This window comes from Microbacterium sp. EG9 (assembly GCF_059759475.1).
The window spans coordinates 2,102,564-2,127,339 of sequence record NZ_CM186217.1 but is presented as its reverse complement, the minus strand read 5'-3'; the positions used below and the strand labels follow the sequence as shown (position 1 = coordinate 2,127,339).

At 71.1% G+C, this 24,776-nt stretch carries 20 protein-coding genes and 1 tRNA gene; 15 read left to right on the top strand and 6 right to left on the bottom strand.

Annotation, left to right across the window (positions count from 1 at the left end; genetic code table 11):
• The first annotated feature begins 132 nt into the window (after positions 1-132).
• The 3 genes from AC6CQV_RS10045 (at position 133) to AC6CQV_RS10035 (ending at position 3,427) form a co-directional block, all read left to right on the top strand.
• A complete protein-coding gene (locus AC6CQV_RS10045; RefSeq protein WP_060958315.1) occupies positions 133-1,206 on the top strand; it encodes an aspartate-semialdehyde dehydrogenase in 1,074 nt (357 codons plus the stop codon).
• A 165-nt stretch (positions 1,207-1,371) separates the two neighbouring features.
• Positions 1,372-2,805, top strand: a complete 1,434-nt coding sequence (mqo, locus tag AC6CQV_RS10040) for a malate dehydrogenase (quinone) (RefSeq protein ID WP_232784042.1) — start codon at positions 1,372-1,374, stop codon at positions 2,803-2,805.
• 19 nt (positions 2,806-2,824) lie between these two features.
• On the top strand, positions 2,825-3,427 hold the full coding sequence (locus tag AC6CQV_RS10035; RefSeq protein WP_060958317.1) for a thymidine kinase: 603 nt from the start codon (positions 2,825-2,827) through the stop codon (positions 3,425-3,427).
• Here the strand turns inward: AC6CQV_RS10035 and AC6CQV_RS10030 are convergent.
• On the bottom strand, positions 3,420-4,256 hold the full coding sequence (locus tag AC6CQV_RS10030) for a DUF1295 domain-containing protein (protein ID WP_498259374.1): 837 nt from the start codon (positions 4,254-4,256) through the stop codon (positions 3,420-3,422). The genes AC6CQV_RS10035 and AC6CQV_RS10030 overlap by 8 nt on opposite strands.
• Before the next feature lie 103 nt (positions 4,257-4,359).
• Here AC6CQV_RS10030 and AC6CQV_RS10025 point away from each other — a divergent pair, with 103 nt between their 5' ends.
• Complete coding sequence (locus tag AC6CQV_RS10025; RefSeq protein ID WP_061782357.1) at positions 4,360-5,097, top strand: FadR/GntR family transcriptional regulator; 738 nt, start codon at positions 4,360-4,362, stop codon at positions 5,095-5,097.
• 38 nt (positions 5,098-5,135) lie between these two features.
• Here AC6CQV_RS10025 and AC6CQV_RS10020 read toward each other — a convergent pair whose 3' ends face one another.
• The 4 genes from AC6CQV_RS10020 to AC6CQV_RS10005 form a co-directional block, all read right to left on the bottom strand.
• Positions 5,136-5,900, bottom strand: a complete 765-nt coding sequence (locus AC6CQV_RS10020; RefSeq protein ID WP_060958320.1) for an HAD-IIB family hydrolase — start codon at positions 5,898-5,900, stop codon at positions 5,136-5,138.
• A gap of 72 nt (positions 5,901-5,972) precedes the next feature.
• Positions 5,973-6,046, bottom strand: a tRNA-Pro gene (locus AC6CQV_RS10015).
• Positions 6,047-6,062: 16 nt separating this feature from the next.
• Positions 6,063-7,058: a metallophosphoesterase gene (locus tag AC6CQV_RS10010; protein ID WP_498259373.1), complete on the bottom strand. Its 996-nt coding sequence runs from the start codon at positions 7,056-7,058 to the stop codon at positions 6,063-6,065.
• Positions 7,055-9,631 carry a transglycosylase domain-containing protein gene (locus AC6CQV_RS10005; protein ID WP_205282458.1) on the bottom strand — a complete coding sequence of 859 codons (2,577 nt, stop codon included), beginning with the start codon at positions 9,629-9,631 and terminating at the stop codon, positions 7,055-7,057. Before AC6CQV_RS10005 ends, AC6CQV_RS10010 begins: the two co-directional genes overlap by 4 nt.
• Before the next feature lie 88 nt (positions 9,632-9,719).
• Between AC6CQV_RS10005 and sp36 the strand changes: the two genes are divergently transcribed.
• The 4 genes from sp36 (at position 9,720) to AC6CQV_RS09985 (ending at position 15,950) form a co-directional block, all read left to right on the top strand.
• The gene (sp36, locus tag AC6CQV_RS10000; protein ID WP_061782358.1) at positions 9,720-9,938 is read left to right on the top strand and encodes a Sp36 family protein; all 219 of its coding nucleotides are present in this window, start codon (positions 9,720-9,722) and stop codon (positions 9,936-9,938) included.
• Positions 9,935-10,402, top strand: coding sequence for a RidA family protein (locus AC6CQV_RS09995; RefSeq protein ID WP_498259372.1), 468 nt, complete (start codon positions 9,935-9,937; stop codon positions 10,400-10,402). The genes sp36 and AC6CQV_RS09995 overlap by 4 nt, the downstream gene beginning before the upstream one ends.
• A 213-nt stretch (positions 10,403-10,615) precedes the next feature.
• Positions 10,616-11,083, top strand: a complete 468-nt coding sequence (locus AC6CQV_RS09990) for a neocarzinostatin apoprotein domain-containing protein (protein WP_498259371.1) — start codon at positions 10,616-10,618, stop codon at positions 11,081-11,083.
• Between the two features lie 121 nt (positions 11,084-11,204).
• On the top strand, positions 11,205-15,950 hold the full coding sequence (locus tag AC6CQV_RS09985; RefSeq protein ID WP_498259370.1) for an HtaA domain-containing protein: 4,746 nt from the start codon (positions 11,205-11,207) through the stop codon (positions 15,948-15,950).
• On the opposite strand, the gene acs is transcribed toward AC6CQV_RS09985, so the two are convergent.
• Positions 15,934-17,907 (bottom strand): acetate--CoA ligase, encoded by a 1,974-nt coding sequence (acs, locus tag AC6CQV_RS09980; RefSeq protein ID WP_191008074.1) that lies wholly within the window; start codon positions 17,905-17,907, stop codon positions 15,934-15,936. The two genes, AC6CQV_RS09985 and acs, sit on opposite strands and share 17 nt — an antisense overlap.
• Positions 17,908-18,284: 377 nt before the next feature.
• On the opposite strand from acs, the gene AC6CQV_RS09975 reads away from it, so the two are divergent.
• The 7 genes from AC6CQV_RS09975 (at position 18,285) to tmk (ending at position 24,642) form a co-directional block, all read left to right on the top strand.
• Positions 18,285-19,352, top strand: a complete 1,068-nt coding sequence (locus AC6CQV_RS09975; RefSeq protein ID WP_498259369.1) for a TadA family conjugal transfer-associated ATPase — start codon at positions 18,285-18,287, stop codon at positions 19,350-19,352.
• On the top strand, positions 19,349-20,242 hold the full coding sequence (locus tag AC6CQV_RS09970) for a type II secretion system F family protein (protein ID WP_498259368.1): 894 nt from the start codon (positions 19,349-19,351) through the stop codon (positions 20,240-20,242). Before AC6CQV_RS09975 ends, AC6CQV_RS09970 begins: the two co-directional genes overlap by 4 nt.
• A 74-nt stretch (positions 20,243-20,316) precedes the next feature.
• Positions 20,317-20,556, top strand: a complete 240-nt coding sequence (locus AC6CQV_RS09965) for a DUF4244 domain-containing protein (RefSeq protein WP_060960476.1) — start codon at positions 20,317-20,319, stop codon at positions 20,554-20,556.
• Positions 20,553-20,888: a TadE family type IV pilus minor pilin gene (locus AC6CQV_RS09960; RefSeq protein ID WP_101305825.1), complete on the top strand. Its 336-nt coding sequence runs from the start codon at positions 20,553-20,555 to the stop codon at positions 20,886-20,888. The genes AC6CQV_RS09965 and AC6CQV_RS09960 overlap by 4 nt, the downstream gene beginning before the upstream one ends.
• Before the next feature lie 28 nt (positions 20,889-20,916).
• Positions 20,917-21,243, top strand: coding sequence for a helicase (locus AC6CQV_RS09955; RefSeq protein WP_492493160.1), 327 nt, complete (start codon positions 20,917-20,919; stop codon positions 21,241-21,243).
• A 127-nt stretch (positions 21,244-21,370) separates the two neighbouring features.
• On the top strand, positions 21,371-24,022 hold the full coding sequence (gene topA, locus AC6CQV_RS09950; protein WP_240191390.1) for a type I DNA topoisomerase: 2,652 nt from the start codon (positions 21,371-21,373) through the stop codon (positions 24,020-24,022).
• Positions 24,019-24,642 (top strand): dTMP kinase, encoded by a 624-nt coding sequence (tmk, locus tag AC6CQV_RS09945; protein ID WP_061782570.1) that lies wholly within the window; start codon positions 24,019-24,021, stop codon positions 24,640-24,642. Before topA ends, tmk begins: the two co-directional genes overlap by 4 nt.
• The last annotated feature ends 134 nt before the right edge of the window (positions 24,643-24,776 follow it).

Below are 24,776 nucleotides of genomic sequence, written 5' to 3'. Positions count from 1 at the left end.
GGCATCGCGCCCGGAGCGGGCCGTCCGCCCCACACGGGCCGATATGGCGGGCATCCGCCGTCCTTCGGCAGATCGCCTGCGCTCGGCCGGCGATAGAATCACTCAACCCCACCTCTCTCGCAAGGATCCCTCATGACCCGCATCTCTGACTCAGGACTGAACGTCGCCGTCGTCGGCGCCACCGGACAGGTCGGCACGGTCATGCGCGAGATTCTCGCCGAGCGCTCGTTCCCGATCCGCGAGCTGCGGCTGTTCGCGACGGCCCGCTCGGCCGGCACGGCCGTCGAGTTCGGCGGCGAGACCGTCATCATCGAAGACATCGCCACGGCGGATCCGACCGGCATCGACGTCGCCCTGTTCAGCGCGGGTGCCACCGGCTCGCGGGCGCACGCCCCGCGCTTCGCCGAGGCCGGCGCGATCGTCATCGACAACTCGAGCGCGTGGCGCATGGACCCCGAGGTCCCGCTCGTGGTCAGCGAGGTCAACCCGCACGCGACGGTGAACCCGCCCAAGGGCATCATCGCCAACCCCAACTGCACCACGATGGCGGCCATGCCCGTCCTGAAGCCCCTGGATGCCGCTGCGGGCCTGGAACGCCTGATCGTCAGCACCTACCAGGCCGTGTCGGGCTCGGGCCTCGCGGGCGCCCAGGAGCTGCTCGGCCAGGTCGAGGGCGTGCTGGCCCAGGGCCACACGCTCGATCTCGTCCACGACGGATCGGCCGTCGACTTCCCGCAGCCCGAGAAGTACATCGCCCCCATCGCGTTCGACGTCATCCCCTTCGCGGGCAACCTCGTCGACGACGGCGACAACGAGACCGACGAGGAGAAGAAGCTCCGCAACGAGAGCCGCAAGATCCTCGAGCTGCCCGAGCTCCGGGTCGCCGGCACGTGCGTGCGCGTGCCCGTCTTCACCGGCCACTCGCTCTCGATCCACGCGGAGTTCCGCGACGACATCACCCCCGAGCGGGCCCGCGAGATCCTGGCATCCGCTCCCGGGGTCGCGCTGGAGGAGGTGCCGACGCCGCTGCAGGCCGCCGGCAACGACCCGAGCTACGTCGGCCGCATCCGCGCCGACCAGTCCGCGCCCGAGGGCAAGGGCCTCGTGCTGTTCATCAGCAACGACAACCTGCGCAAGGGCGCCGCGCTCAACGCCGTGCAGATCGCCGAGCTCGTCGCCGCCCGCCTCACCGCGACGACCGTCTGACGCCACGGCGCACGCCCGCGGCATCCGTGGAATTGAGCGCGGGCGAAAGAACGGCGAGAGTTCACGGCGAGGGATGCCGCGGCACGCGGAGACCGTGCAAAACGGCACCTAGACTGGATCATTGTGAGTGAACCCGTCGACGTCGTCCTGATCGGCGGTGGCATCATGAGTGCCACCCTCGGAACCCTGCTGACGCAGTTGCAGCCGGACTGGAAGATCGTGGTGCTCGAGCGGCTCAGCGATGTCGCCGAGGAGTCCTCCAACGCCTGGAACAACGCCGGCACCGGTCACGCGGCGCTCTGCGAGCTCAACTACATGCCGGAGGCCGCAGACGGCTCGGTCGACCCGGCCAAGGCCATCGCGATCAACGAGCAGTTCCAGCAGAGCCGCCAGCTGTGGTCCAGCCTGGTGGAGCGCGGCGTCCTGGACGGCCCGTCCACCTTCATCAACGCGACCCCGCACATGACCTTCGTGCGCGGGGAGAAGGATGTCGCGTACCTCAAGAAGCGCTACGAGGCGCTGCGCACGCAGCCGCTGTTCGAGGGCATCGAGTACTCCGAGGACTCCCGCGTCATCAACCAGTGGGCGCCGCTGCTGATGCAGAAGCGGAAGAAGGCCGACGAGCCGTTCGCCGCCACGCGCGTGCCGGCCGGCACCGACGTCGACTTCGGCTCGCTCACGCGCCAGCTCTTCTCCCACCTGCAGGAGCAGGGCGTGGAGGTCGTGACCAACCGCGAGGTGCGAAAGCTCCGCAAGAACGCCGACGGCACCTGGAAGGTGTCGTACCGCCACACGCTCGGGCGCACGCCCGGCAGCTTCTCGGCGCGGTTCGTGTTCGTGGGCGCCGGCGGCTGGGCCATCAAGCTCCTGCAGTCCTCGCGCATCCCCGAGATCTCCGGCTACGGCGTCTTCCCGATCGGCGGGCAGTGGCTGAAGACCTCGAACCCCGCGATCGTCGCGCAGCACAAGGCGAAGGTGTACTCGCAGGCCTCGGTCGGCGCGCCGCCCATGTCGGTGCCCCACCTCGACACGCGCGTCGTCGACGGCGAGGCCTCGCTGCTGTTCGGCCCGTTCGCGACCTTCAGCCCGAAGTTCCTCAAGAACGGTCGCATCACCGACATCGTCGCGCAGGTGCGCCCCGGCAACATCGGCCCGATGCTCAAGGTCGCCGTCGACAACCCCGGGCTCATCAAGTACCTCGTCAGCGAGCTGCTGAAGAACCACAAGAAGAAGGTCGACTCGCTCCGCGACTTCATGCCCACCGCGAAGGACGAGGACTGGGAGCTGCTCCAGGCCGGCCAGCGGGCACAGGTCATGAAGAAGGACCCGCAGAAGGGTGGCGTCCTGCAGTTCGGCACCGAGGTCGTCACCTCCGCGGACGGCTCGATCGCGGGTCTGCTGGGTGCCTCCCCGGGGGCATCGACCGCGGCATCCATCATGCTCGGCCTTCTCAAGACGTGCTTCCCCGACCGCATCGCCGAGTGGGAGCCGGAGCTGCGGGCGCTCATCCCGAGCTACGGCTCGACGCTCAACGGCGACCCGGCTGCCGCGGACGCGTCGCTGACCGCGACCTCCGCCGTGCTGGGCATCAACCGCTGACCCGCGGCATCCCCCTCGCATGGCCAAGCTCTATTTCCGCTACGGAGCGATGAACTCCGGAAAGTCGACGGCGCTGCTGCAGGCCGCGTTCAACTACGAGGAACGCGGACAGCACGTCCTTCTGGCCAAGCCGGAGATCGACACGAAGGGTGCCGACCAGATCTCCAGCCGGCTCGGGGTGGCGCGCGAGGTCGACTTCCTCATCGCTCCGGATGCCGATCTGCGTGCGCTCGTCGCCGAGCACGCCGCCCGCTACGACGGCGCGGTCGCCTGCCTGCTCATCGACGAGGCCCAGTTCCTGACGCCGGAGCAGGTCGACGACCTGTTGCGGATCGTGGTCGACGACGGCATCCCGGCTCTCGCCTACGGCATCCGTACGGACTTCCAGACCCGTGCCTTCCCGGGCTCTGCGCGCCTGCTCGAGCTCGCGCACAGCCTCGAAGAGCTGAAGACGATCTGCCGGTGCGGGAGGAAGGCGCTGTTCAACGCGAGGCTCGTGGGTGGGCGGTTCGTCTTCGACGGCGATCAGGTCGCGATCGACGAGCTGTCGCACGAGAAGGTGACCTACGAGTCGATGTGCGCGGAGTGCTATCTGCGCGAGTCGGGCGGCCGCCTCAGCTGACGGCGTCGCGCGACGCGCCGCGGCGTCGGGGGAGCGGCACGAGCATCGACGTCGTCCGGCGGTAGTCGGCGTATTCCGGATACTTGCTCGCCGAGATCGACTCGGTGAACACGGTCGAACCCAGAAACAGCAGGGTCAGCAGCACGGCGCCGACGATGGTGGGATTGATCACCCCGCCCCAGAAGCCCGCGCCCGCGACGACCGCCGACGTCGCCCCGATCGCGTAGAAGACCCACCACTGCGCCTGTTCGAAGAAGAAGTTCGGATGCCGGCTGTAGGCGAACAGCCCGCGGGTGAGGAACCCGGTCGCCTCTCCCCGCGCTTTGGCGCGATGGAACTCCCACTGCTGCTGGTCGGCGACGGTCTCTCCACTCAGCATCCCGAGGAAGAGCAGGGCCAGGACGACGTCTGCGGGTGCGAGCGGGGCGGGATGCTGCCAGGCCGTCCAGGCGGGCAGGGTGATGAGCACCAGGAGCGTCATCTGGTACACGACGATGAACAGCAGGTTGAAGAGCTGGAAGAGTGCGGCCGGCATGCGCGCGCGCAGGATCGCCCACCGGTAGTCCTCGACTCCCGAATATCCGCCCTTGCGGGCGAAGTTGAACGTCAGCCGGGCGCCCCACGCCGTGACCAGCACGGCCATCAGCACGAGTCTCACGGCATCCTGACCCGACGCGAGTCCGGCCGCGGCGAAGATCCAGACGTACACGACGGGGACGATCGACCACAGCCGGTCGACCCACGACGTGTCGCGGGTGAGGAGGGAGGCGATCCAGCAGAAGGCCGACGCGAGCGCGGCGACGACGATGACGGCCAGAAGCGGGTCCATTCTCCGAGCGTAGGGCCGGAGTCCGACACGGCGAGGATTTTTGCCGGTCCGTCCGACGTGCGCTAATGTGGCCTGACCATATAGGAAGCGGCGGGAGGCGACGATGACGGAGAACGCTCCGGCGCGCGCATGGCGTGTGGTGCTCGAGAAGATCGAGGCCGATCTGCTGAGCGGGGCCCTCGGCCCCGGCGACCGGCTGTCGCCCGAGCGCGAGCTCGCCGCGACCCTCGGCGTGGGGCGCTCCAGCGTGCGTGAAGCGCTGCGCGTGCTCGAGGTCATGGGGCTCATCCGCACCGCGACGGGCTCCGGTCCGACGGCGGGCGCGATCGTGACGGCGACGCCGCACGGCGGTCTCGCCCAGCTGCTGCGCCTGCAGGTGGCCGCCCAGGGCTTCCCGATCCCCGACGTGTACGAGACGCGGCTCCTGCTGGAGGAGTGGGCGGTCGCGCATCTGGCCGATCTCGACGAGCCCGATCTGGCCGAGGCGCGCGCGACGCTCAAGGCGATGGAGGATGCCGGTCTCACGGCCGACGACTTCCTCGCGCTCGACGCCCAGTTCCACCTGCGCCTCACGGATGCCGCGGGCAACGTGGTCGTCGCCGCCACGATGGCGGGCCTGCGCACCACCATCGAGAGCTACATCCGTGCCGGCGCGCGCCGGATCGACGACTGGGACGCCACGGTCGCGCGGCTGCACCGCGAGCACGGCGACATCCTCGCCGCCATCGACGACGGCGACGCCGCGCGTGCGCGCGACCTCGTGCGAGCGCACATCACGGCGTACTACGCCGACGCGGGCATGCCCGCGCCCTCCGACGCCGTCGTCCCGACGGAGGGCTGAGCCTCCGCCCGCCTCCGCACGCCTCCGCCCTCGGGGCGTCAGCGCAGCGGGAGCGTCGGGATCAGCGCCGTCAGGTATTCGGCGGTGTGCTCCCAGCCGTCGACCGCCTGGCAGGTCACGCCCATCGCGAGCACAGGGTAGTCGTTGCCGTGCTCGTCCAGACGGTCACCGACGAAGAGCATGTCGTCGAGCGGGATGCCGGTGACCTCGGCGAGCTTGCGCATGCCGTAGGCCTTGTCGATGCCGCGGTGGGTGATGTCGACCGAGGTGGAGCCGCCGGAGCGGACCTCGAGGTCGGGGATGCGCGCCGCGACGGCGTCGCGAAGCGCGTTCTTCTTCTCGCCCGTCGGGTCCCAGGCCATCTTGGCCTCGAGCGGAGCGGTCTGTCCGAGCGCCGAGAACGTGATCTGGGAGCCGCGATCCTCGAGGATGTCGCCCCAGGGCTCGGCCTCCCACAGTCCGAGGCGCTGGGCCTCCTCCTCGACGGCGGCGAGGGCGCGGGACTTCTCGTCCTCCGTCAGGGCGTGCGCGTAGACGGTGCGCACTCCGTCCGCCTCGAGTCGGTAGTACTGCGTGCCGCACGTGGGCATGAGGTGGAATCGGTCCAACGTGGCCGCATCGGCGGCCGGGAGCCGGTCGACGACCTGCGTCTGGAACTGCTGCAGCTGCCCGCCGGAGATGATCGCCACCTCGACGCGTGCAGCGAGGTCGAGGAGCAGATCGCCGATGCGCGCATCGATCGCGCTCTTGGACGGCGCGAGGGTGTCGTCGAGATCGAAGGCGATCAGGCGCGGGGTGGTCATCGGGTGTGCTCCCATCCGGTGAGTGAGCCACGAGAGGCTCCGCCTGACGATACAGGCGGAGCCTCTCTGCTGTCGGGGTGACAGGATTTGAACCTGCGGCCTCTTCGTCCCGAACGAAGCGCGCTACCAAGCTGCGCCACACCCCGTGGCAACCCCCCGAGTCTACCCCGGCAGGGGCCGTGCTGACGAATCGAGAGGGCCATCGATTGCGTCGCGGGCGCGCAGGGTGAGCACCGACGCCTCCGGACGGCATCCGAAGCGCACCGGCGCGTAGATCGAGTGTCCGAGTCCCGCCGACACGTTCAACGGGACCCGGCGACCGGCGGCGCTCCAGCTGCTGAGGCCGCGCGCCTGGTCGAGCGGGATGTCGCAGTTCGCGACGATCGCCGACCGCGAGAAGGGGACCCGCACCTGTCCGCCGTGCGTGTGGCCCGCGAAGATCGCCTCGGCTCCCAGCTCGACGAAGCGGTCGAGCACGCGGCGGTAGGGGGCGTGGGTGACGCCGACCGCGAGGTCGGGGGCGGGCGAGCGCCGGAAGGCGCGCGGGCGTCGAGCGGCGTCGAGAGCATCGGGGAGGGCCGACAGGTCGTCCCACTCGCGGTGCGCGTCGCTGACGCCGAACGTCTCGAGGCGCAGGCCCGCCACCTCCAGCATCGCGGCCGTGTTGTTGAGGTCGGTCCAGCCCAGCTCGTCCGTGAAGTACGCGTTCATCGCGGCCGTGTCGAGCCGCTCCGCGCGGTGCGGACGCGAGGACGGCCCCTGGAAGTAGCGCAGCGGGTTGCGCGCCGACGGACCCGTGACGTCGTTCGAGCCGTGGACGAAGACGCCCGCGACGGAGCGGAGAGGAGCGAAAGCGGTGCGGATGCCGCGCAGGCCATCGGCGTGACCCAGGTTGTCGCCGGTGTTCACGACGAGGTCGGGCTGGGTCGCCTCGGCCAGGCGCGCGATCCACTCCTGCTTACGGTGCTGCCACGGCGCCATGTGCGCATCCGACAGGTGGAGCACGGTGATCGACGGCGAGCCGGCCGGAAGGATCGCGAGCTCATGGCGGCGCACCGTGAACAGGAACCGCTCGATGCACGTGCCCCAGACGGTCGCCCCGACGGCGACCGCCCCCGCCGCCGAGACGGCAGCGAGGGCGGTACGACCGGGCGTCACGAACGTCCGCCGCAGTTCTTCGCCTGATACTGGACGGTCACCTGCGCGCCACGGCTCACCACGGTTCCGGCGGCCGGGTCGGTCCCCGTCACGGTGCCGTCGTCGCTGGCCGTGGGGGAGACGGTGCACTGACCGGTGACGGCGAAGCCGGCGGCCTTCAACGTGTCCTGGGCGTCCTTCCAGGTCGTGAACCCGCCCGGCACCGCCACGCCCTGGCCGTTGCTCGGACGGATCGTGACCGTCGTGCCACCCGCCACGCGACCCGCGCCGGGGTCCTGCTGCACGATCGTGCCCGCTGCTTCCGTGCCGTCCACCGCGTCGCCGACGGTGACCGAGAACCCGGCCGTCTGCAGCGCCTGGGTGGCCTGGTCGACCGTCATGCCGATCACCGACGGGAGGTCGGCCAGCTGCCGCTTCGTGAGCGCGGCGTCGGGGCCGGGGAACGCGTCGCCGCCGAACTTCGCGTTGGCGGCGCCCTGCATGGCGGGCCAGATCGAGTTGCGGATGCGGGAGAGGACGTAGCCGTTCTCGTAGTGGTCGCTCAGGAGCGCGTCGCCCTGCACGTTGCCGACCCAGACCACGGTCGCGACCTTCGTGGAGGAGCCGTCCATCCACGTGTGCAGGTACTCGTGGATACCGGTCTTTCCGAACACCGGGACGCCGTCGCCGATCCGCGCGCCGGAGCCCGTGCCGCTCATGACGCCCTCGAGCGTATACGCCGCGGTGTTCGCCACGGCCTCGCTCATGGCGGGGGAGCAGTTCGTCTGCGGCGTGATGTCGTTGCCGGCCGCGTCGAGCGCCTTGTCGATCGACTTCGGCTGGCAGAGCACGCCCTTCGCGGCGATCGAGGCGTAGACCTCGGCCATGTCCAGCGGTGCCACCGGCTGGTCGCCGAGCACGTTGTACGCGAGGTTCGTCTGGTCGAGCGGGCTGCCGTCACCCATCATGACGCCCATCTTCATGGCGAGCTGGTTCGTCGAGCAGACCGAGATCTTCTCGGCCATCGTGAGGAAGCCCGAGTTCAGCGAGTCGCGGGTGAAGTTGTAGACCGTGCCGGTGTAGCCGGGGTTGTTCTCGAAGTTGCCGACCTGTCCGCCGCCGCTGTTGCCGGCGACGACGTTCTGGATCGTCCCGTTGCACTGGTCGATCTTCTTGGCGCCGATGCGGCCGTTGAGGGTCTCGTTGACCGAGTGCCCCTGCTCCAGCCAGTTCAGCAGGCTGAAGACCTTGTAGGTCGATCCGGCCGAGTGTCCGCCGCCGCCGCCGTTGATGGCACGCACGTTGTAGTTGACCTGGGTCGTGGGACCGTTGACGGCGGCATCCTCGATCGAGTAGGGACGGTTCTGCACCATCGACAGGATGCGGCCGGTGCCCACCTCGACCTGCACGCCGGACGCGCCGAGGTTCATGTAGTCGACGGTCGCCGGCACGATCGAGATCGCGTTGAGCCCCTCCTGCTGGAGGGTCGGGTCGAGCGTCGTGTAGATCTTCATGCCACCGCGGCGGAGGTTGGCGGCGCGCGTGTCGTCGTCCTCGCCGAAGGCGGGGTCGTTCAGCAGGATGGTGCGCACGTACTCGCAGAAGAACTCCGCGCCCGCCGCCGTCTGGCAGCCCTGCGTGCGGTCGGTGATCTTGGGCTCGATCGGCGAGGCCTTCGCCGCGTCGTACTCCTCCTGGGAGATCTTGCCGTTGTCGAGCATGCGTCCCAGCACGTAGTTGCGACGCTCGAGCGTCAGTGCGTAGCCGTCGGCGGCACTGTTGACGGGATTGCCCGCCTTGTCGGTCGTCGAGCCGTCGGGGCGGTCGATGCGGTACACGTTCGGCGCCTGCACCATGCCGGCGATCGTCGCGGCCTGCGCGATGGTGAGGTCGGCGGCCGAGACACCGAAGTAGTGCTGCGCGGCGGCGCCGATGCCGTAGACGAGTCCACCGAAGTTCGTGATGTTGAGGTAGCCGAGGAGGATCTCGTCCTTCGAGTACATCTTCTCCAGCTGGATGGCGTAGCGCATCTCCTGGAGCTTGCGCTGGTAGCCCTCGGCGCCCTCGTTGGCGGTCGTCGTGGCGTAGCAGGCGCTCACTTCGTCGTCGTTGGTGGCCTTGCGCTCGCAGTTCTGCTGCAGCACGTTCTTGACGTACTGCTGGGTGATCGAGGATCCACCGCGGTTGGAGCCGCTGGAGGCGTTGCCGACGAGCGCGCTCACGGTGCCCAGCAGGTCGACGCCGCCGTGGGTGTAGAAGTTCTTGTCCTCGCTGGAGATGATCGCGTCGTACATGACCGGGTTGACCTGGTCGAAGGTGACGGGGATGCGGTTCTGGTCGTAGAACTCCGCCATCAGCGTGTCGTTGCCGTTGGCGTCCTTGCGGTACATCTCGGTCGGCAGCATCAGCGGGTCGATCTGCAGGAAGCCCGGCATGTTCTCGAACGTGTCGAGAGCGCTCGAGGCGGCGTACCCGGAGACCGCGATCGCGGGAGTCACTGTCGCGGTGACGAGGATGCCGGCGACAGCGCTCAGACCGACGAGTCCCGCGAGGCCACCGAGCACACCGGTGGCCGTCCGTTTGAGTTGGGGCATAGGCTTGATGGTAAGGGACAACCCTGGGGGATCCCTCGGTGCGCCGGGGCGCGCCCTCCGCTCCACCGCACCGATTCCGGGAGTTCGCATGACCACGTGGGAGTACCTCACGACGCCCCTGTTGATCCACAACACGGCCGCCATCCTGAACAACTGGGGCAAGCAGGGGTGGGAGCTCGTGCAGGTCGTGCCGGGTCCGGAAGGCGGACTGGTCGCCTACTTCAAGCGGCCGGTCGGCGGCGGCGCCGCCAACGGCGGCCTCGGAGCCGCGGCCGTGGCCGCGCAGCAGTTCGGGGAGGACGCGTGAGCATCGCCGCCCGCTTGAGCGAGCTCGGCATCGAGCTGCCCGCCGTCGTGCCGCCGGTCGCCGCGTACGTGCCCGCCGTCGTCCACGGCGATCTCGTCTACACCTCGGGCCAGCTGCCCATGATCTCCGGCGCGCTTCCGGCGACGGGCAAGGTCGGCGAGGGGGAGGGGCTCGTCGCGGCATCCGAGGCGCAACGTCTCGCGCGGCAGAGCGCGCTGAACGCCCTGGCGGCCGCCGCCGCGGCGGTCGGCGACCTCGAACGCCTCACCGGTGTCATCAAGCTCACCGGCTTCGTCGCGTCCGTCCCCGACTTCACCGGGCAGCCCGGCGTGATCAACGGAGCGAGCGAGGTCCTCGGCGAGATCTTCGGCGAGGCCGGCCGACACGCGCGATCGGCGGTCGGCGTGCCCGTCCTTCCCCTCGACAGCCCCGTCGAGGTCGAGGTCGTCTTCTCCTTCGCCTGACCCGTGCCCACGGAAGACGTCGTCGATGACGCACTTCCGCCGGGCCGTGAATTAGGTTAGCCTCACCTAAGAGCTTGGTGAGAGCCGGGGCGGCGACTGTTGGTAGCGGCAGCCGCCCCGGCGCCTCATCGGCTCATCGAGCGCCCGCACGTGTGCGGGCGCCGCACCGAGTGCCGAGAGGCACTCCAACCCTACTGATTGGAGTACTCCCTCATGTCCCGTACCCTGCGAAAGCGCACGATGGCCGCCTCGATCGCCGGCCTCACGCTCGCCCTCGTCGGACTCGTCGGCGTCCCCGCGTTCGCGGCGACCGGCTTGAGCCCGGCGCCGTCCGTGGATGCCGCCGGCACCCGTTACTTCGTCGACGGCGACAGCACGACGACGACCGTCACGGGCCTCGCGGCCAACACCGACTACTACGTCGGCCTGTGCTCGAACACCAGCTATCTCTTCGGCATCCCCGCGTGCGCCGGCTTCCAGACCGTGACGACGGACGCCTCGGGTGCGTTCACCGCCACCGTCGCCCTGGAGAGCAACGGCGCCAACACCCACGCCTCCGCACCCGGACAGCCCGCGACGGTGAACTGCACCGCCACCAACGCGTGCGCGATCAAGGTCGCGACCCACGGCACGACCAAGCAGATCGTCGACCAGAGCGTCTCGTTCCGCGTCGAGCAGTAGTCGCACCCCCCTCCCCGGACGGGTGGGGCCGGTCGCCGCGACCGTGTCCTCACTGCGGCGCGCCCCGGCGCCGGCCCCACCCGTCCTCCCCTTCTCTTGCACCCGACCGAGGTACTTCCGCATGTCCGCGCGCCGCCGCATCCCCGCGTTCACCGCCGTCCTGGCCCTTCTGGCGGGACTGCTCGCCGTCCTCGCCCCGGTTCCCGCCGTGGCCGCCCCCGTCGAGATCGGTGCGGGGAACGTGCACTGGGGCATCAAGGAGTCCTGGCGCAACTACATCGGCGCCGGGGTGATCATGACCGGCGGCGTGACGCGGGCGGCGGACGGCGCCTTCGACTTCCCGGTCACGGCCGGCTCGTTCGGCGACGGCAACGCGCTCACGGTGCAGCTGGGCGGGTCGGTGCGTTTCGCGGCGTACTGCGACGACAACGTCGCCTTCACGTCGTGCCTGCTCGACTCGACGTTCTCCGGCCTGCAGCTGACCATCTCCGCCGACAGGCAAGAGCTCCGAGGAGACTACGAGGGCATCTCCCGGGACACGCCCGGGGGCGCGATCACGCGCTACGAGGACGTCGTGATCGCCACGATCGATGCGCTCGGGGCGAGCCCGGTCGTGGGCGACGGCACGACGACCTGGCCCGCCATGCCCACGGTGGCCGGCGACGGCTTCCCGCTCTATCCGGTCGGCACGACGATGGATCCGGTCTCGCTCACCTACGCAGGTCCCGGCGGGGCGCCCGATCTGGGCGAGCACTGGAGCGTTCCGGGCGCGCCCGCCTTCACGCCCGCCGCGACCTGGGTCGGCGCCGTCAATCCGGCCAGCCGCGATGCGTTGGTCGGCGCGACGGCGCTGCACGTGGTCGAGCGGGCGACGAGCACCGCGACGGCGCTGACCGTGAGCGCACTCGATCCCGTGACCCTCCAGCCGGTCGGCGCGGTCGAGGTGCCGCTCGCCGCGAACGCCGCGTACGCGGTCGCGAACGACCCGGCATCCGACCGCGTGTTCGTGCTCACCCAGGTGCGCACCACTGTCGGCGGGGTGCGCGGCGGCGACGCCACCCTGACCGCGCTCACCTGGACGGGCGGCGGCTACGAGACGGCCACCGTGGGGACGATCTCGGGGACGGCGTACACCCTCAACGCGATGGCGTGGAACGCGGTCGCGAACGAGATCGCCGTCATCACGCAGGTGCGCGGCACCGCGGCCGACCGCTTCACCCTCACGCGGTCGGCGGGCGGCACGGGTGCCCTCGTCTCCGTGCCGATCGTGCTGCCCGCCGATGCGACCGACGCGCAGCGCGCCGCGGACCTGTTCGGAAGCTCCGGCCCGAAGGCGGGCGGCACACTGGTCGCGCTCCGCGATGGCAGCTACCTCGCCGTCGGCAAGCTCGCCGAGGGCATCCCGCTGCCGGCGCGCCACCTCGTCGTGGGCGCCCAGACGGCGACCGCGGCCTTCGTCGCCGACACCGTTCCGACCACGCAGCCCTATGCGGCCGAGTGGAACCAGTACTTCACCTACGAGCTCGCCGCGACCGCGGCCGACGGGGCGGTGATGCTCTACAGCGCCAACTGGACGGGCGTCGTCGGCTACGCGGATGTGATCGCGGGATCGGTCCGCATGCTCGCGAACGACGTCGGCATCGGCGTCCAGGGCTACGCGGACCAGGCGGGCTCCGACGCCGCGCACGGCCTCGACTACGTGCTCAGCCAGACGGCGGCCTCGATCGACGTGCTCCGCGACCACCGCCTGGTCGCCAGCATCCCGATCGCCGGATTCGCCCGCGACGCCCTCAGCCGCGACGTGTTCGCCGTCCTTCCCGACGGCTCCGTCATCGTGCAGGTCGCGGATGCCGCGACGGGACGGCGGGCGCTGCAGCGCCTCGAGCTCACGGGCATCGCTCCCGTCGTGACCTCCGACCCCGCCGACCGTGCCGTCACGCTCGCCGCCGGCACGGCGTCGACGGCCATCGCCTTCCAGGCGACCGGCACCGGTCAGGTGCAGTGGCAGATCCGTCCGTCCGGCGCCACCCGGTTCGCCGACATCTCGGGGGAGACCTCGCCGCTTCTCGCGCTCGAGGCCACCGTCAACACCGACGGCACCCAGGTTCGCGCCGTCTTCGCCACCCCCGGCGGCCGCGTCGCCACCGCGCCGGCGACGATCCGGGTCACGACCGCCCCGATCGTCGAAGCCCAGCCGACGGCGCCGACGGTGTATGTCGGTCAGCCTTACGAGCTCTCGGTGCTCGCGTCCGGCAACCCCGCTCCCACCGTGTCCTGGCAGCGCCGCTCGGGAGAGGACTGGGTCGAGGTGGCCGCGGGCGTCGACGGGAGCAGGCTGACGGTCGACGCGGCGCCGTTGAGCGACGACGGCGCCGTGTACCGCGCCCGGCTCTCGAACAGCGTCGACACCGTCTACAGCGCCGAGGTGCGCGTGAGCGTGCGCGAGCGGCCCTCGGTTCCCGAGACGACGACCTACACGGGAGTCGTCCTCGAGTGGACCGGCGCGCCGGAATGGCAGCACCGTCCCCCCAACGGCAGCGCCGCGAACTACTTCTCGGCAGGCGTCTCCGACGGGACGACGGCGACCTACCGTGCGCGCGGCGACGGCGCCGAGATCGTGCAGCGCGCCGCCGACGGCTCCACCGCGACCGCGACGTGGGACACGCGCGGCAGCCATGTCGACGCGGGCGGGCAGGCCGCGCAGCTGATGCGATTCACCGACGGCACCGCGGTGCTCGATGCGAGCGGCGCGGCCACCATCACCTGGCCGGGTGAGGTGAGCGTGAACTTCTACGACGGGCTCGTGCCGTTCACCCTCTCCCATCCCCGGCTCGAGGTCTCGGCCGACGGCGTCGGCTCCCTGACGGCCGATCTCTCCGGCTACGCCGGCGACATGTCCGATCCGGACAAGCCGAAGGAGGCCGTCGCGCCGCAGGCGGGCGTGACGGTGGCGACGCTGCGCGGCGTCGTCGTCGACGCGCAGCGCGGCTTCGTCGTCACGCCGGACTTCGCGGGCGTCGAGATCGACGCGCGCGGCGGAACCCCGCAGGTGCGGTCGGGCTCCGGGTGGGGGTCGTGGCCCCAGTCGTTCGTCGACTTCCACGCGACGACCCATCTGGCCGCCTACTTCTATTCGACCGGCGGATCGATGGATGCCGCGAAGCGGCCGGCATCCTTCGCCGTCGGGTTCTCCGGAGCGACCCCGACCACCCCGACCACCCCCGAGGTCCCCGTCGTCACGCCACCCGTGATCGCGCCGAGCGCACCGACCACGGTCGTGCCCACCCGCGAGGGCGCCCTGCTCTGGGGTGTGAAGTCCTCCTTCCGCAGCTACATCACCGGGCCGATCGCCAAGGGGGCCATCGCGGTCTCCGGCGGCGCGAGTGCGGCGGACGGCCGGTTCCGCTTCGGGCAGACCGGGCGCGACCTCGCCGACGGGCGCGGCACCGCGAGCTACGGCGGTGCGGTGCGGTTCACCGGACACTCCGGCGTGCTCGACCTCACCTTCAGCGACCCGCAGGTGCGGATCGACTCGGCATCGGCCGGGGCGCTGATCGTCAGTGTGGGCGGTCGACGCACCGAGCTGGCCGCGCTCGACCTGTCTGCCGGCACCCGCAGCGATGCGGACGGCGCGATCGCCTACACCTCCGTGCCCGCCACCCTCACGGCGTCGGGCGCCGGCGTGTTCTCCTACGGATCGTCGCAGTTCTACGGCGCCGGCACGGCGATGGACGCGGTCACCTTCGTCGTCGGCGCGGATGCGGCGCCCGGCTCCGCCGCACCGGCGCAGACGGTCGCGTCCGCCGCCGCGGGCGCGGCGTGGGTCCCTCCGGCCGACCCGCCCGCCCGCGCCGGGCTCACGGTCGACCCCGCCTTCGCTGCCGGCGTGCCCGCGGGCGGCGAGATCGCGGCCTCGGGAAGCGGCTTCGCCCCCGGCGAGACCGACATCAAGGTCGTCGTGTACTCGAGCCCGGTGGTCCTCGAGTTCGCGCTCACCGCGGACGAGAACGGTGTCGCCGCCTGGCGCGGGCTGCTCCCGGCGACGCTGGCGCCGGGGGAGCACACCCTGACCTTCCAGGGCGCGCAGCTCGCTCTCGGTGCGCCGATCACCGTCCTCGCCCCGCTCGCGATGAGCGGCTGCACCGTGCGGGACGCGTCGCTCGACTGGGGGTTCAAGGAGTCGTTCCGCTCCTACATCTCCGGCTCGATCGCCCACGGCGAGTGGACCGTGGCCGACGGCGCCGCCTACAGCACGCCCGTCTTCCAGTGGCGCGGCGGCACCGGGACGGCCGACATCGCCGGGGCGACCGGTCAGGTCGACTTCACCGGAACGGTGACCTTCACGGGCCACGACGGCCTCTTGCACACCACTGTCGGAAACCCGCGCATCCGCCTCATCGACTCGACCCGGGCCCAACTGCTCCTGGACGTGTCGGGGCTCACGATGGACGACGCTCTGGCCGGGCGCACGGAGAACGTCGTGACGGCCGTCGCGGTGCCCTTCGCCGACGTCGACCTGACGCAGGGCGACGTCTCCCGCACCGCCGACACGATCACGGTGACCGGGGCCGCCACGACGATCACGGCAGAAGGCTCGGCCGCCTTCCCGAACTACCCGGCGGGCACCGCGTTCGACTCGATCGACTTCTCGGTCGCGGTCACCGAGTGCGCCGCGCAGGTACTCACCGACGGCGACGCGCCGCAGGCGACGCAGCCCACGGCGGAGGCCGGGACGCCGGCGCTCCCGGTGTGGGCGTGGCTCCTGATCGCCGGCATCGCGCTGCTGTGCGCGGCCGCCGGCTCCGTGGGCACCGTCCTGGTGATGCGCCGGCGCGGGAAGGCCGGTGATCCTACGACGTCGGCGTGATCTTCGACTGGATGGTGGACATGACCATCGTGTCGGCGAGGGTCGTGGTGTCGCCGACCTCGCGTCCCTCGGCCACGTCGCGCAGCAGCCGCCGCATGATCTTGCCGGAGCGGGTCTTCGGCAGCTCGGTGACGATGTACACGTCGCGCGGACGCGCGATCGGGCCGATCTGCTCACCGACCCAACGGCGCAGGACGTCGACGATGCCGGCGGCGTCATGCGCCTTGAGGAAGGACTCCTTCAGCACGCAGAAGGCGACGACCGCCTGGCCGGTGGTCTCGTCGGACGCGCCCACCACCGCCGCCTCGGCGACGGCCTCGTTGCCGACCAGCGCCGATTCGATCTCGGTCGTCGAGAGCCGGTGGCCGGAGACGTTCATGACGTCGTCGACGCGCCCGAGGAACCAGACGTCGCCGTCCTCGTCGAGGCGTGCGCCGTCGCCGGCGAAGTAGAAGCCCTTGTCCTGGAACTTCTCCCAGTAGGTCTCGACGAAGCGCTCCGGGTCGCCCCAGATGCCGCGGAGCATCGACGGCCACGGCTGGGTGATCACGAGGAGGCCGCCGTTGCCGTTGCCGACGTGGGTGCCCTCGTCGTCCACGACGTCGATTCCGATGCCGGGGAGCGGCACCTGCGCCGAGCCGGGTTTGGTCTCGGTCACGCCGGGCAGGGCGGAGACCATGATGGCCCCCGTCTCGGTCTGCCACCAGGTGTCGACGATGGGAGCGGTGTCGCCGCCGATGATCGAGCGGTACCACATCCATGCCTCGGGGTTGATCGGTTCGCCCACCGATCCGAGCAGGCGCAGCGACGACAGGTCGAAGCGCTGCGGGATCTCGCGGCCCAGCTTCATGAACGATCGGATGGCCGTGGGCGCCGTGTAGAGGATCGTCACGCCGTACTTCTCGACCAGTTCCCACCAGCGGCCGGGGTGCGGGCTGTCGGGAGTCCCCTCGTACAGCACCTGGGTCGCGCCGTTCGCGAGCGGACCGTACGTCACGTACGAGTGACCGGTGATCCAGCCGATGTCGGCCGTGCACCAGAAGACATCCGTCTCGGGGTGCAGGTCGTGGACGACCCGGTTGGTGAACGCGGCCTGGGTGAGGTATCCGCCCGAGGTGTGCAGGATGCCCTTCGGCTTTCCGGTGGTCCCCGACGTGTACAGGATGAAGAGCGGGTTCTCGGCGGGGAACGGCTGCGCCTCGTGTTCGGCGGAAGCCGCCGGCACGGCGTCGTGCCACCAGATGTCGCGTCCCTCGGTCCAGGCGACCTCGTTCTCGGTGCGCCGCACGACCAGGACGTGCTCCACCGTCTCCTGCGGTCCCGCACCGCGGTCGCCGAGCGCCTGATCGACCGCCGGCTTCAGCGGGGACACGCGGCCCTTGCGGTAGCCGCCGTCGGCGGTGATGACGAGCTTCGCGCCGGCGTCGTCGATGCGGGAGCGCAGGCTGTCGGCGGAGAAGCCGCCGAAGATGACCGAGTGGATGGCGCCGATCCGCGCGACGGCGAGCATCGCCGCGATCGCCTCCGGGATCATGGGGAGGTAGATCGCGACCCGGTCGCCGGCGCCGACGCCGAGCTCCTGCAGCACGTTCGCCGTGCGCTTGACCTCCTCGGTGAGCTGCGCGTAGGTGATGCGGCGCTCATCGCCCGGCTCGCCCTCCCACAGCAGCGCGACGCGATCGCCGTTGCCCTCCGCCACGTGGCGGTCGAGGCAGTTGTAGGCGACGTTGAGTTCTCCGTCGGCGAACCACCGGGCGAAGGGCGGCTGCGACCAGTCGAGGACCTCGGTGAACGGGGTGTGCCAGTGCAGCGCGCGGGCCTGCTCGGCCCAGAACGCCTCACGGTCGGCATCCGCGCGCGCGTACAGGTCGGCCGTGGCGATCGCGTCGGCGGCGAACGCGGGGGAGGGGGCGAACCGACGGGTCTCGTTCAGCAAGTGGTCGATCTGGCTGCTCATCTGCGCGCTCCTTTGCGGCGGGGACGGGACCGTGTCCCGGACGATTCACGAAATCTAGCGACGGCCTCCGACGTGCACCACCTCCGGAAGTGGGGAGCGACGGACATCCGATATATCAGTGGAAACACGCGGTTTCGATTGGAGTGGTGCCGCGCGTCTGCGTAAGCTCGATCCGGCCGAACTTCGATTCAGGCAGCGCGACTCCCGACCACCCCCGATTCCGGGATGTCGCGTGGCGGCATCCCATCTCCCCCTATGGGATGCCGCCTTCTCTCTTTCCGGCGAAGACTCCTCCCCAACGTCGCGCCGACGCGCACTGTCCACGGATGCCGCCGCCCACCCCGAGCGCAGGCGTCGGCCGGACCTACCGTCGAGGCATGTCCGAGCCGTTCGTCGTCCGTCGCCGCGAGAGCCGGCGCGTTCCCGAATCCGTGCGCCGGACCCCGATGGTCGATGCGGCGGCGGCCGCGGCGTCACCGGCGGCTCCGCTGCGGCGGCCGGAGCGCAGACCGCTGCCCGACCATCCGGCGCTCGACCCCCTCCGCCATCTGCTGGGCGATCCGCAGATCACGGACGTGTTCATCAACGGCGTCGACGGCCTCTTCGTCGACCGTGGTCGCGGCGTCGAATCCGTGGAGGGCTGGCGCCTCGGAGCGGACGACCTGCGCGCGCTGGCCGTCGCCCTCATCGGCGTCGGCGGACGCCACCTCGACGATGCGACACCGCTCGTGGACGTCCGGTGGGAGCACGGCGCACGGGTGCACGCGGTGCTCCCGCCGGTGGCGTGCTCGGGCACGGCCATCTCGATCCGTCTCCCGCAGGTCGGCATCCCCGATCTCGACGAGCTCGTGCGCGGCGGTCTGTGCGATGCCGAGACCCTCCGCCGCCTCGACGCGCTCGTGACGGCGCGCCGGAACGTCCTCATCTCCGGTGCGACCGGGGCCGGCAAGACCACCCTGCTGTCGGCGCTGCTGGGACGTGTTCCCGCCCGGGAACGCATCGTGACCATCGAGGACGTCGCCGAACTGCGCATCCGGCATCCCCACCACGTCCGCCTCGAGGCGAGACAGCCCAATCTGGAGGGCGCCGGGGCGGTGCCGTTGGCGCGGCTCGTCCGTGAGGCCCTGCGGATGAGGCCCGACCGCCTCGTCGTGGGGGAGTGTCGCGGCGAGGAGGTGCGAGAGCTCCTCACCGCGCTCAACACGGGACACGACGGCGGCGCCGGCACCGTCCATGCCGGCAGCATCCGCGACCTTCCGGCCCGGCTGGAAGCGCTGGGCGCGCTCGCGGGCATGGACGATCGCTCGATGGCGCGTCAGGTCGTCAGCGCCATCGGCGTGGTGGTCCACGTCGAGCGGGGCGCCGACGGCATCCGGCGCGTCTCGGGAATCGCGCGGCCCGCGCTCGACGACAGCGGCCGCCTGCGCATGGAGGTCGGATCGTGAGCGCCGCTCGGCCCGCGGAGGCCTCCGACGCCGCGGCGACCGTCCAGAAGGTGTCGGTCCTCCTCGAATCCGGCGTCGCGCCCGGCCGGGCGTGGGAGCTGCTGGCCGAGGACGGCGATCCCGTCGCGCTGCGGGTCGCGACGGCTCCCGACGGGCCCGGCGCCTCCGCCGCGCTGCGCGCACTGGGCGGCGCGTGGGTCGATGTCGCCGCCGCGTGGCAGGTCGCGGAGACCGTCGGCGCGCCGCTCGCATCCAGCCTCCGGCGGTTCGCCGACGCGCTGCGCGGCGCCCAGGAGGCGCGCGACGACGTGCGCGTGGCGCTGGCCGACCCGACCGCCACCGCGCGTCTCGTCACGTGGCTCCCGGTCGTCGCGGTGCTCCTCGGCATGACGCTGGGCTTCGACCTCGTCGCGGCGCTCACCCAGCCGATCGGCATCGCGTGCGCGGTCGCAGGCGTCGCACTGATGCTCGCCGCACGCGGCTGGACGAAGCGCCTGGTGGCGCGCGCCCAGCCCGACGACCGCCTCGCCGGTATGCAGGCGGAAGTCGTCGCCATCGCCCTGTCCGGGGGCGTGTCGATCGATCGGGCGCTGGCGACGGCGGAGGGTGCCGGCGCCGGACGGATCGCTCCTGACGTGCACGCGGTCCTGCGGCTGTCGCAGCGGGCGGGCGCCCCGGCCGTCGACCTCCTCCGGGCGGCCGCCGCGGAGCAACGCCGTGCCGCACGCACGGAGGGCCGGTTGCGTGCGGCCCGTCTGGGCGCGTCGCTGCTGCTGCCGATGGGCGTGTGCACCTTGCCTGCCTTCCTGCTGCTGGGCGTCGCCCCGCTGCTGCTCTCGGTGGTCGGCGGCGCGTCCCTGCCGCTCGGCGCACCCGCGGCACCGCCTTAGCCCTCACCGACTCGGCGGCACACCGCCGCCGTCACCCCGTGCCCGCTCGTCCACCGTCACGAAAAGGAGATCCCATGTCACTCTCATCACTCGACCGCCCCTCGCCGAGGACTGCGACCGCGTCGCTGCCGCCGTTGAGCGCTCGACGCGCCCGCGCCCTGTACGCCGACGAGGACGGTGCCGCCACGGCGGAGTACGCCGTCGCGACGATGGCGGCCGTCGCGTTCGCGGGGCTGCTCGTCGTGATCATGCGCAGCGACGAGGTGCGCGGCATCCTCACCGATCTGGTCCGCCGCGCACTCACGGTCGCATGAGTCGCCGGGACGATGACGGCGGTTCGGCGACCGCGGAGTTCGCCGTCATCGTTCCCGCGGTGCTGCTGCTCGTGGCGCTGACCGCGGGCGCCGTGTCCGCGGTGGGACGGCAGGTGCGGCTGGAGCACGCGGCCGCGCAGGCCTCGAGGCTCGCCGCGCGCGGCGAGCCCGATCGCGCCGGCGAGATCGTGCAGGCGATCGCCGGTGGACACGTCGCCGGGGTCACCGCCGACGGCGATCTCGTGTGCGTCACCGCGACGGCGTCCCCCGGCATCCCGCTTCCGCTGCCCGAGCTGCGGGCCCGCTCCTGCGCCCTCGACGGTGGACGGTGACGACAGTGATGATGAGGGGGGATCGCTGATGGCGGGGGCAGCGGCCGCGCTCGCCGCGGTCGCCGTCGCGTCGGCCGTGGCGGTCGGTGTCGTGACCGCCGGGGCGGCGGCGGTCGTCGGTGCCCGCGCGGCGGGCATCGCGGATGCCGCGGCCCTCGCCGCCGCCGATACGGCCGCGGGCCTCGTGTCGGGGACGGCGTGCCAACGCGCCGTCGATGTCGCGGCCGTGGCGGGTGCCGCGGTCGTGGCGTGCACCGTGGTCGGAACGACCGCGACGGTCCGTGTCCGCCTCGGGTCGGGGGTGCTTGCCGCGGAGGCTCGCGCGCGGGCCGGGCCCCCTCCCGGTGATGGGTGAGGCGGCGGCTCCCAGCGTCCTCCACGTCGAGCGGTGTGTATGGTGTGCATCGGAGAAAGGACGCCACGTGGCAGCTGTCAAGAGTGCTGGGGGCAAGAAGCTCGTCATCGTCGAGTCGCCGACGAAGATGAAGTCGATCCAGGGATACCTGGGCGACGGATACGAGGTGCTCAGCTCGGTCGGTCACATCCGTGACCTCGCGGACAAGAAGGACATCCCCGCCGAGCTGAAGAAGACCTCGGTCGGAAAGTACTCGATCGACATCGAGAACGGCTTCACTCCTCTTTATGTGGAGAGCGAGCGCGGCAAGAAGACCGTCGCCGAGCTCAAGCGCGCCCTCAAGAACGCCGACGAGCTCCTGCTCGCCACCGATGAAGACCGCGAAGGCGAAGCCATCGCGTGGCACCTGCTCGAGGCCCTCAAGCCCAAGGTCCCCGTCAAGCGCATGGTGTTCCACGAGATCACCAAGGACGCCATCCGCGCCGCCGTCGACAACACCCGCGAGCTCGACCTCGCCCTCGTCGACGCGCAGGAGACGCGCCGCATCCTCGACCGTCTGTACGGCTGGGACGTCTCCGACGTCACGCGCCGGAAGGTCGGACAGGGCACCTCCGCCGGGCGCGTGCAGTCGGCTGCGACGCGCCTCGTCGTCGATCGCGAACGCGAGCGCATGGCCTTCGTCTCGGCGTCGTACTGGGATGTCGAGGCGCTCGCCGCCTCCGGCGGCGAGTCGTTCGCCACTCGCCTGGCCCGCCTCGACGGCGCTCCGCTGGCGCGCGGCACCGACTTCGACGATGCCGGGCAGCTGAAGAAGGCCGTCGTCGTCCTCACCGAATCGCAGGCGCGCGAGCTGGCCGCCGCGATCGAGGCGGGCGGGGAGGCGACCGTCACGGCCGTCGAGGCCAAGCCCGGAACCCGCAGCCCCAAGCCCCCGTTCACGACCTCCACGCTCCAGCAGGAGGCCGGTCGCAAGCTCTCGATGAGCGCGAAGCACGCCATGGGCGTCGCACAGCGGCTCTACGAGAAGGGGTACATCACCTATATGCGCACCGACTCGACCGCGCTGTCCACGCAGGCGGTCACGGCGGCGCGTACCCAGGCCGTGGCGCTGTACGGTGACAAGGCGGTGCCGGCCAACCCGCGCAGCTACCGCAACAACAGCAAGAACGCGCAGGAGGCGCACGAGGCGATCCGTCCCTCGGGCGACTCCTTCCGCACCCCGGCATCCGTGTCGTCGTCGCTGGACCGCGACGAGCTGCGCCTGTACGACCTCATCTGGAAGCGCACCGTCGCCTCGCAGATGTCCGACGCCAAGTACGAGACCACCACGGTGACGCTCGAGACCGAGGCGGCCGGCCGCACGGCGTCGTTCACGGCATCCGGCACCGTGTACACCTTCAAGGGCTTCCTCGAGGCGTACGAGGAAGGGCGCGACGAGAAGCGCGGTGACGCCGACAAGTCCGACGACCAGTCGCTGCCGCCACTGGCCGTCGGCGACGTGCTCTCGCTGCACGACGTCGAGCCGAAGGGGCACGCCACCAGCCCCAAGCCCCGCTACACCGAGGCGTCGCTCGTGAAGGCGCTGGAGGAGAAGGGCATCGGTCGTCCCTCGACGTTCGCGAGCATCATCGACGTCATCATCAACCGCGAGTACGTCACCAAGCGCGGTCAGGCGCTCGTGCCCAGCTGGCTGGCGTTCAGCGTCGTGCGGCTGCTCGAGGAGCACTTCGCCGACCTCGTCGACTACGACTTCACGGCCGCGCTCGAAGACGACCTCGACGCGATCGCGCGCGGCGAGCAGCAGCGCGTCGCGTGGCTGCAGGAGTTCTACTTCGGCTCCGAGAACCACGTGGGCCTTCGTCACATCCTCGACAACCTCGGCGAGATCGACGCGCGCGAGATCAACGCGACGAAGATCGGCGACGTCGCCACCCTGCGCTTCGGCCGGTACGGCCCCTACCTCGACGTGCCCAACGAAGACGGCACGTCGCGCATCGTCAACGTCCCCGGCGATCTGGCCCCCGACGAGCTCACCCCCGAGAAGGCGCGCGAGCTCATCGACGCCCCGATCGCCGGCGACCGCGTGCTCGGACAGAACCCCGAGAACGGGCGCGACATCGTGGTGAAGGACGGTCGCTTCGGTCCCTACCTCGAAGAGGTGCTCCCCGCCGAGCCCGAGCCGGAGCCCGCGCCCGTCGCGGAGGCCGCGGCCGAGTCGGCGCCGAAGAAGCGGGTCGCGAAGAAGAAGGTCGAGGCGCCCAAGCCGCGCCGCGCCTCGCTCTTCAAGAGCATGTCGCCCGAGACGATCGACCTCGAGACCGCGCTGAAGCTCTTCTCGCTTCCGCGCACCGTCGGTGTCGACCCCGAGACCGACACCCCGATCACGGCGCAGAACGGCCCCTACGGTCCGTACCTGAAGAAGGGCACCGACTCGCGTTCGCTCGCGGGCGAGGACCAGATCTTCGACATCACCCTCGAGCAGGCGCTCGAGATCTACGCGCAGCCGAAGTACGCCAACCGCGCCGCGAGCTTCCTCAAGGAGTTCGAGGCCGATCCGGTGTCGGGCAAGCCCATCCGCATCAAGGACGGCCGCTTCGGCGCCTACGTCACCGACGGGACCACGAACGTGACGATCCCGCGCGGGCAGACCGCCGACGACATCACCTTCGAGGTCGCGGTGCAGATGCTCGCGGACAAGCGTGCGAAGGGTCCCGCGCCCAAGCGCACGACCCGCCGGACGACCACGACCACGCGCAAGCCGGCCGCCAAGAAGAAATGACCCGCGGACTGTGGGTCACGTTCGAGGGCGGTGACGGCACCGGGAAGACGACGCAGGCGAGCCTCCTCGAGCGCTGGCTGCGCGATCAGGGGCGCACGGTCCTGCGCACCCGTGAACCCGGCGGCACGGAGGTCGGCGTCCTGATCCGTGACATCGTCCTGCACCACCGCGGCGAGGTCGCCCCGCGCGCGGAGGCGCTGCTCTACGCGGCGGATCGCGCCCAGCACGTCGCGACGCTCGTGCGACCCGCCCTCGACCGCGGCGAGGTCGTCATCCAGGACCGCTACCTCGACTCGTCGGTGGCCTACCAGGGTGCGGGGCGTGTGCTGGATGCCGACCAGGTGCGCGAGCTGTCGCTGTGGGCCACGGAGGACGCGCTTCCCGACGTGACGGTGCTCCTCGACCTCGATCCGGCCGCCGCCCGTCGGCGACTGGATGCCGCCGACAAGCCCTTCGACCGTCTCGAGGCGGAGAAGGCCGAGTTCCACGATCGTGTCCGCGTCGCGTTCCTGAGCCTGGCCGCCGCCGATCCGCAGCGGTTCCTCGTGCTCGACGCCGCGCTCCCCGCCGCCGAGCTGGCCGCCGCCATCCAGACCCACATCGCCCACCGCCTCGCCTGACCCCGCCCCCACCCCACCCCGCCGAGCCGCCATCCCGCGCTCGAGCCGCCACGCCCCGGGCCGGACGCGCCGTGGCGGCTCGCACAAGACATGGCGGCTCGCCGCTGGGGGGAGAACTCCCTGGGGGTGTCCGT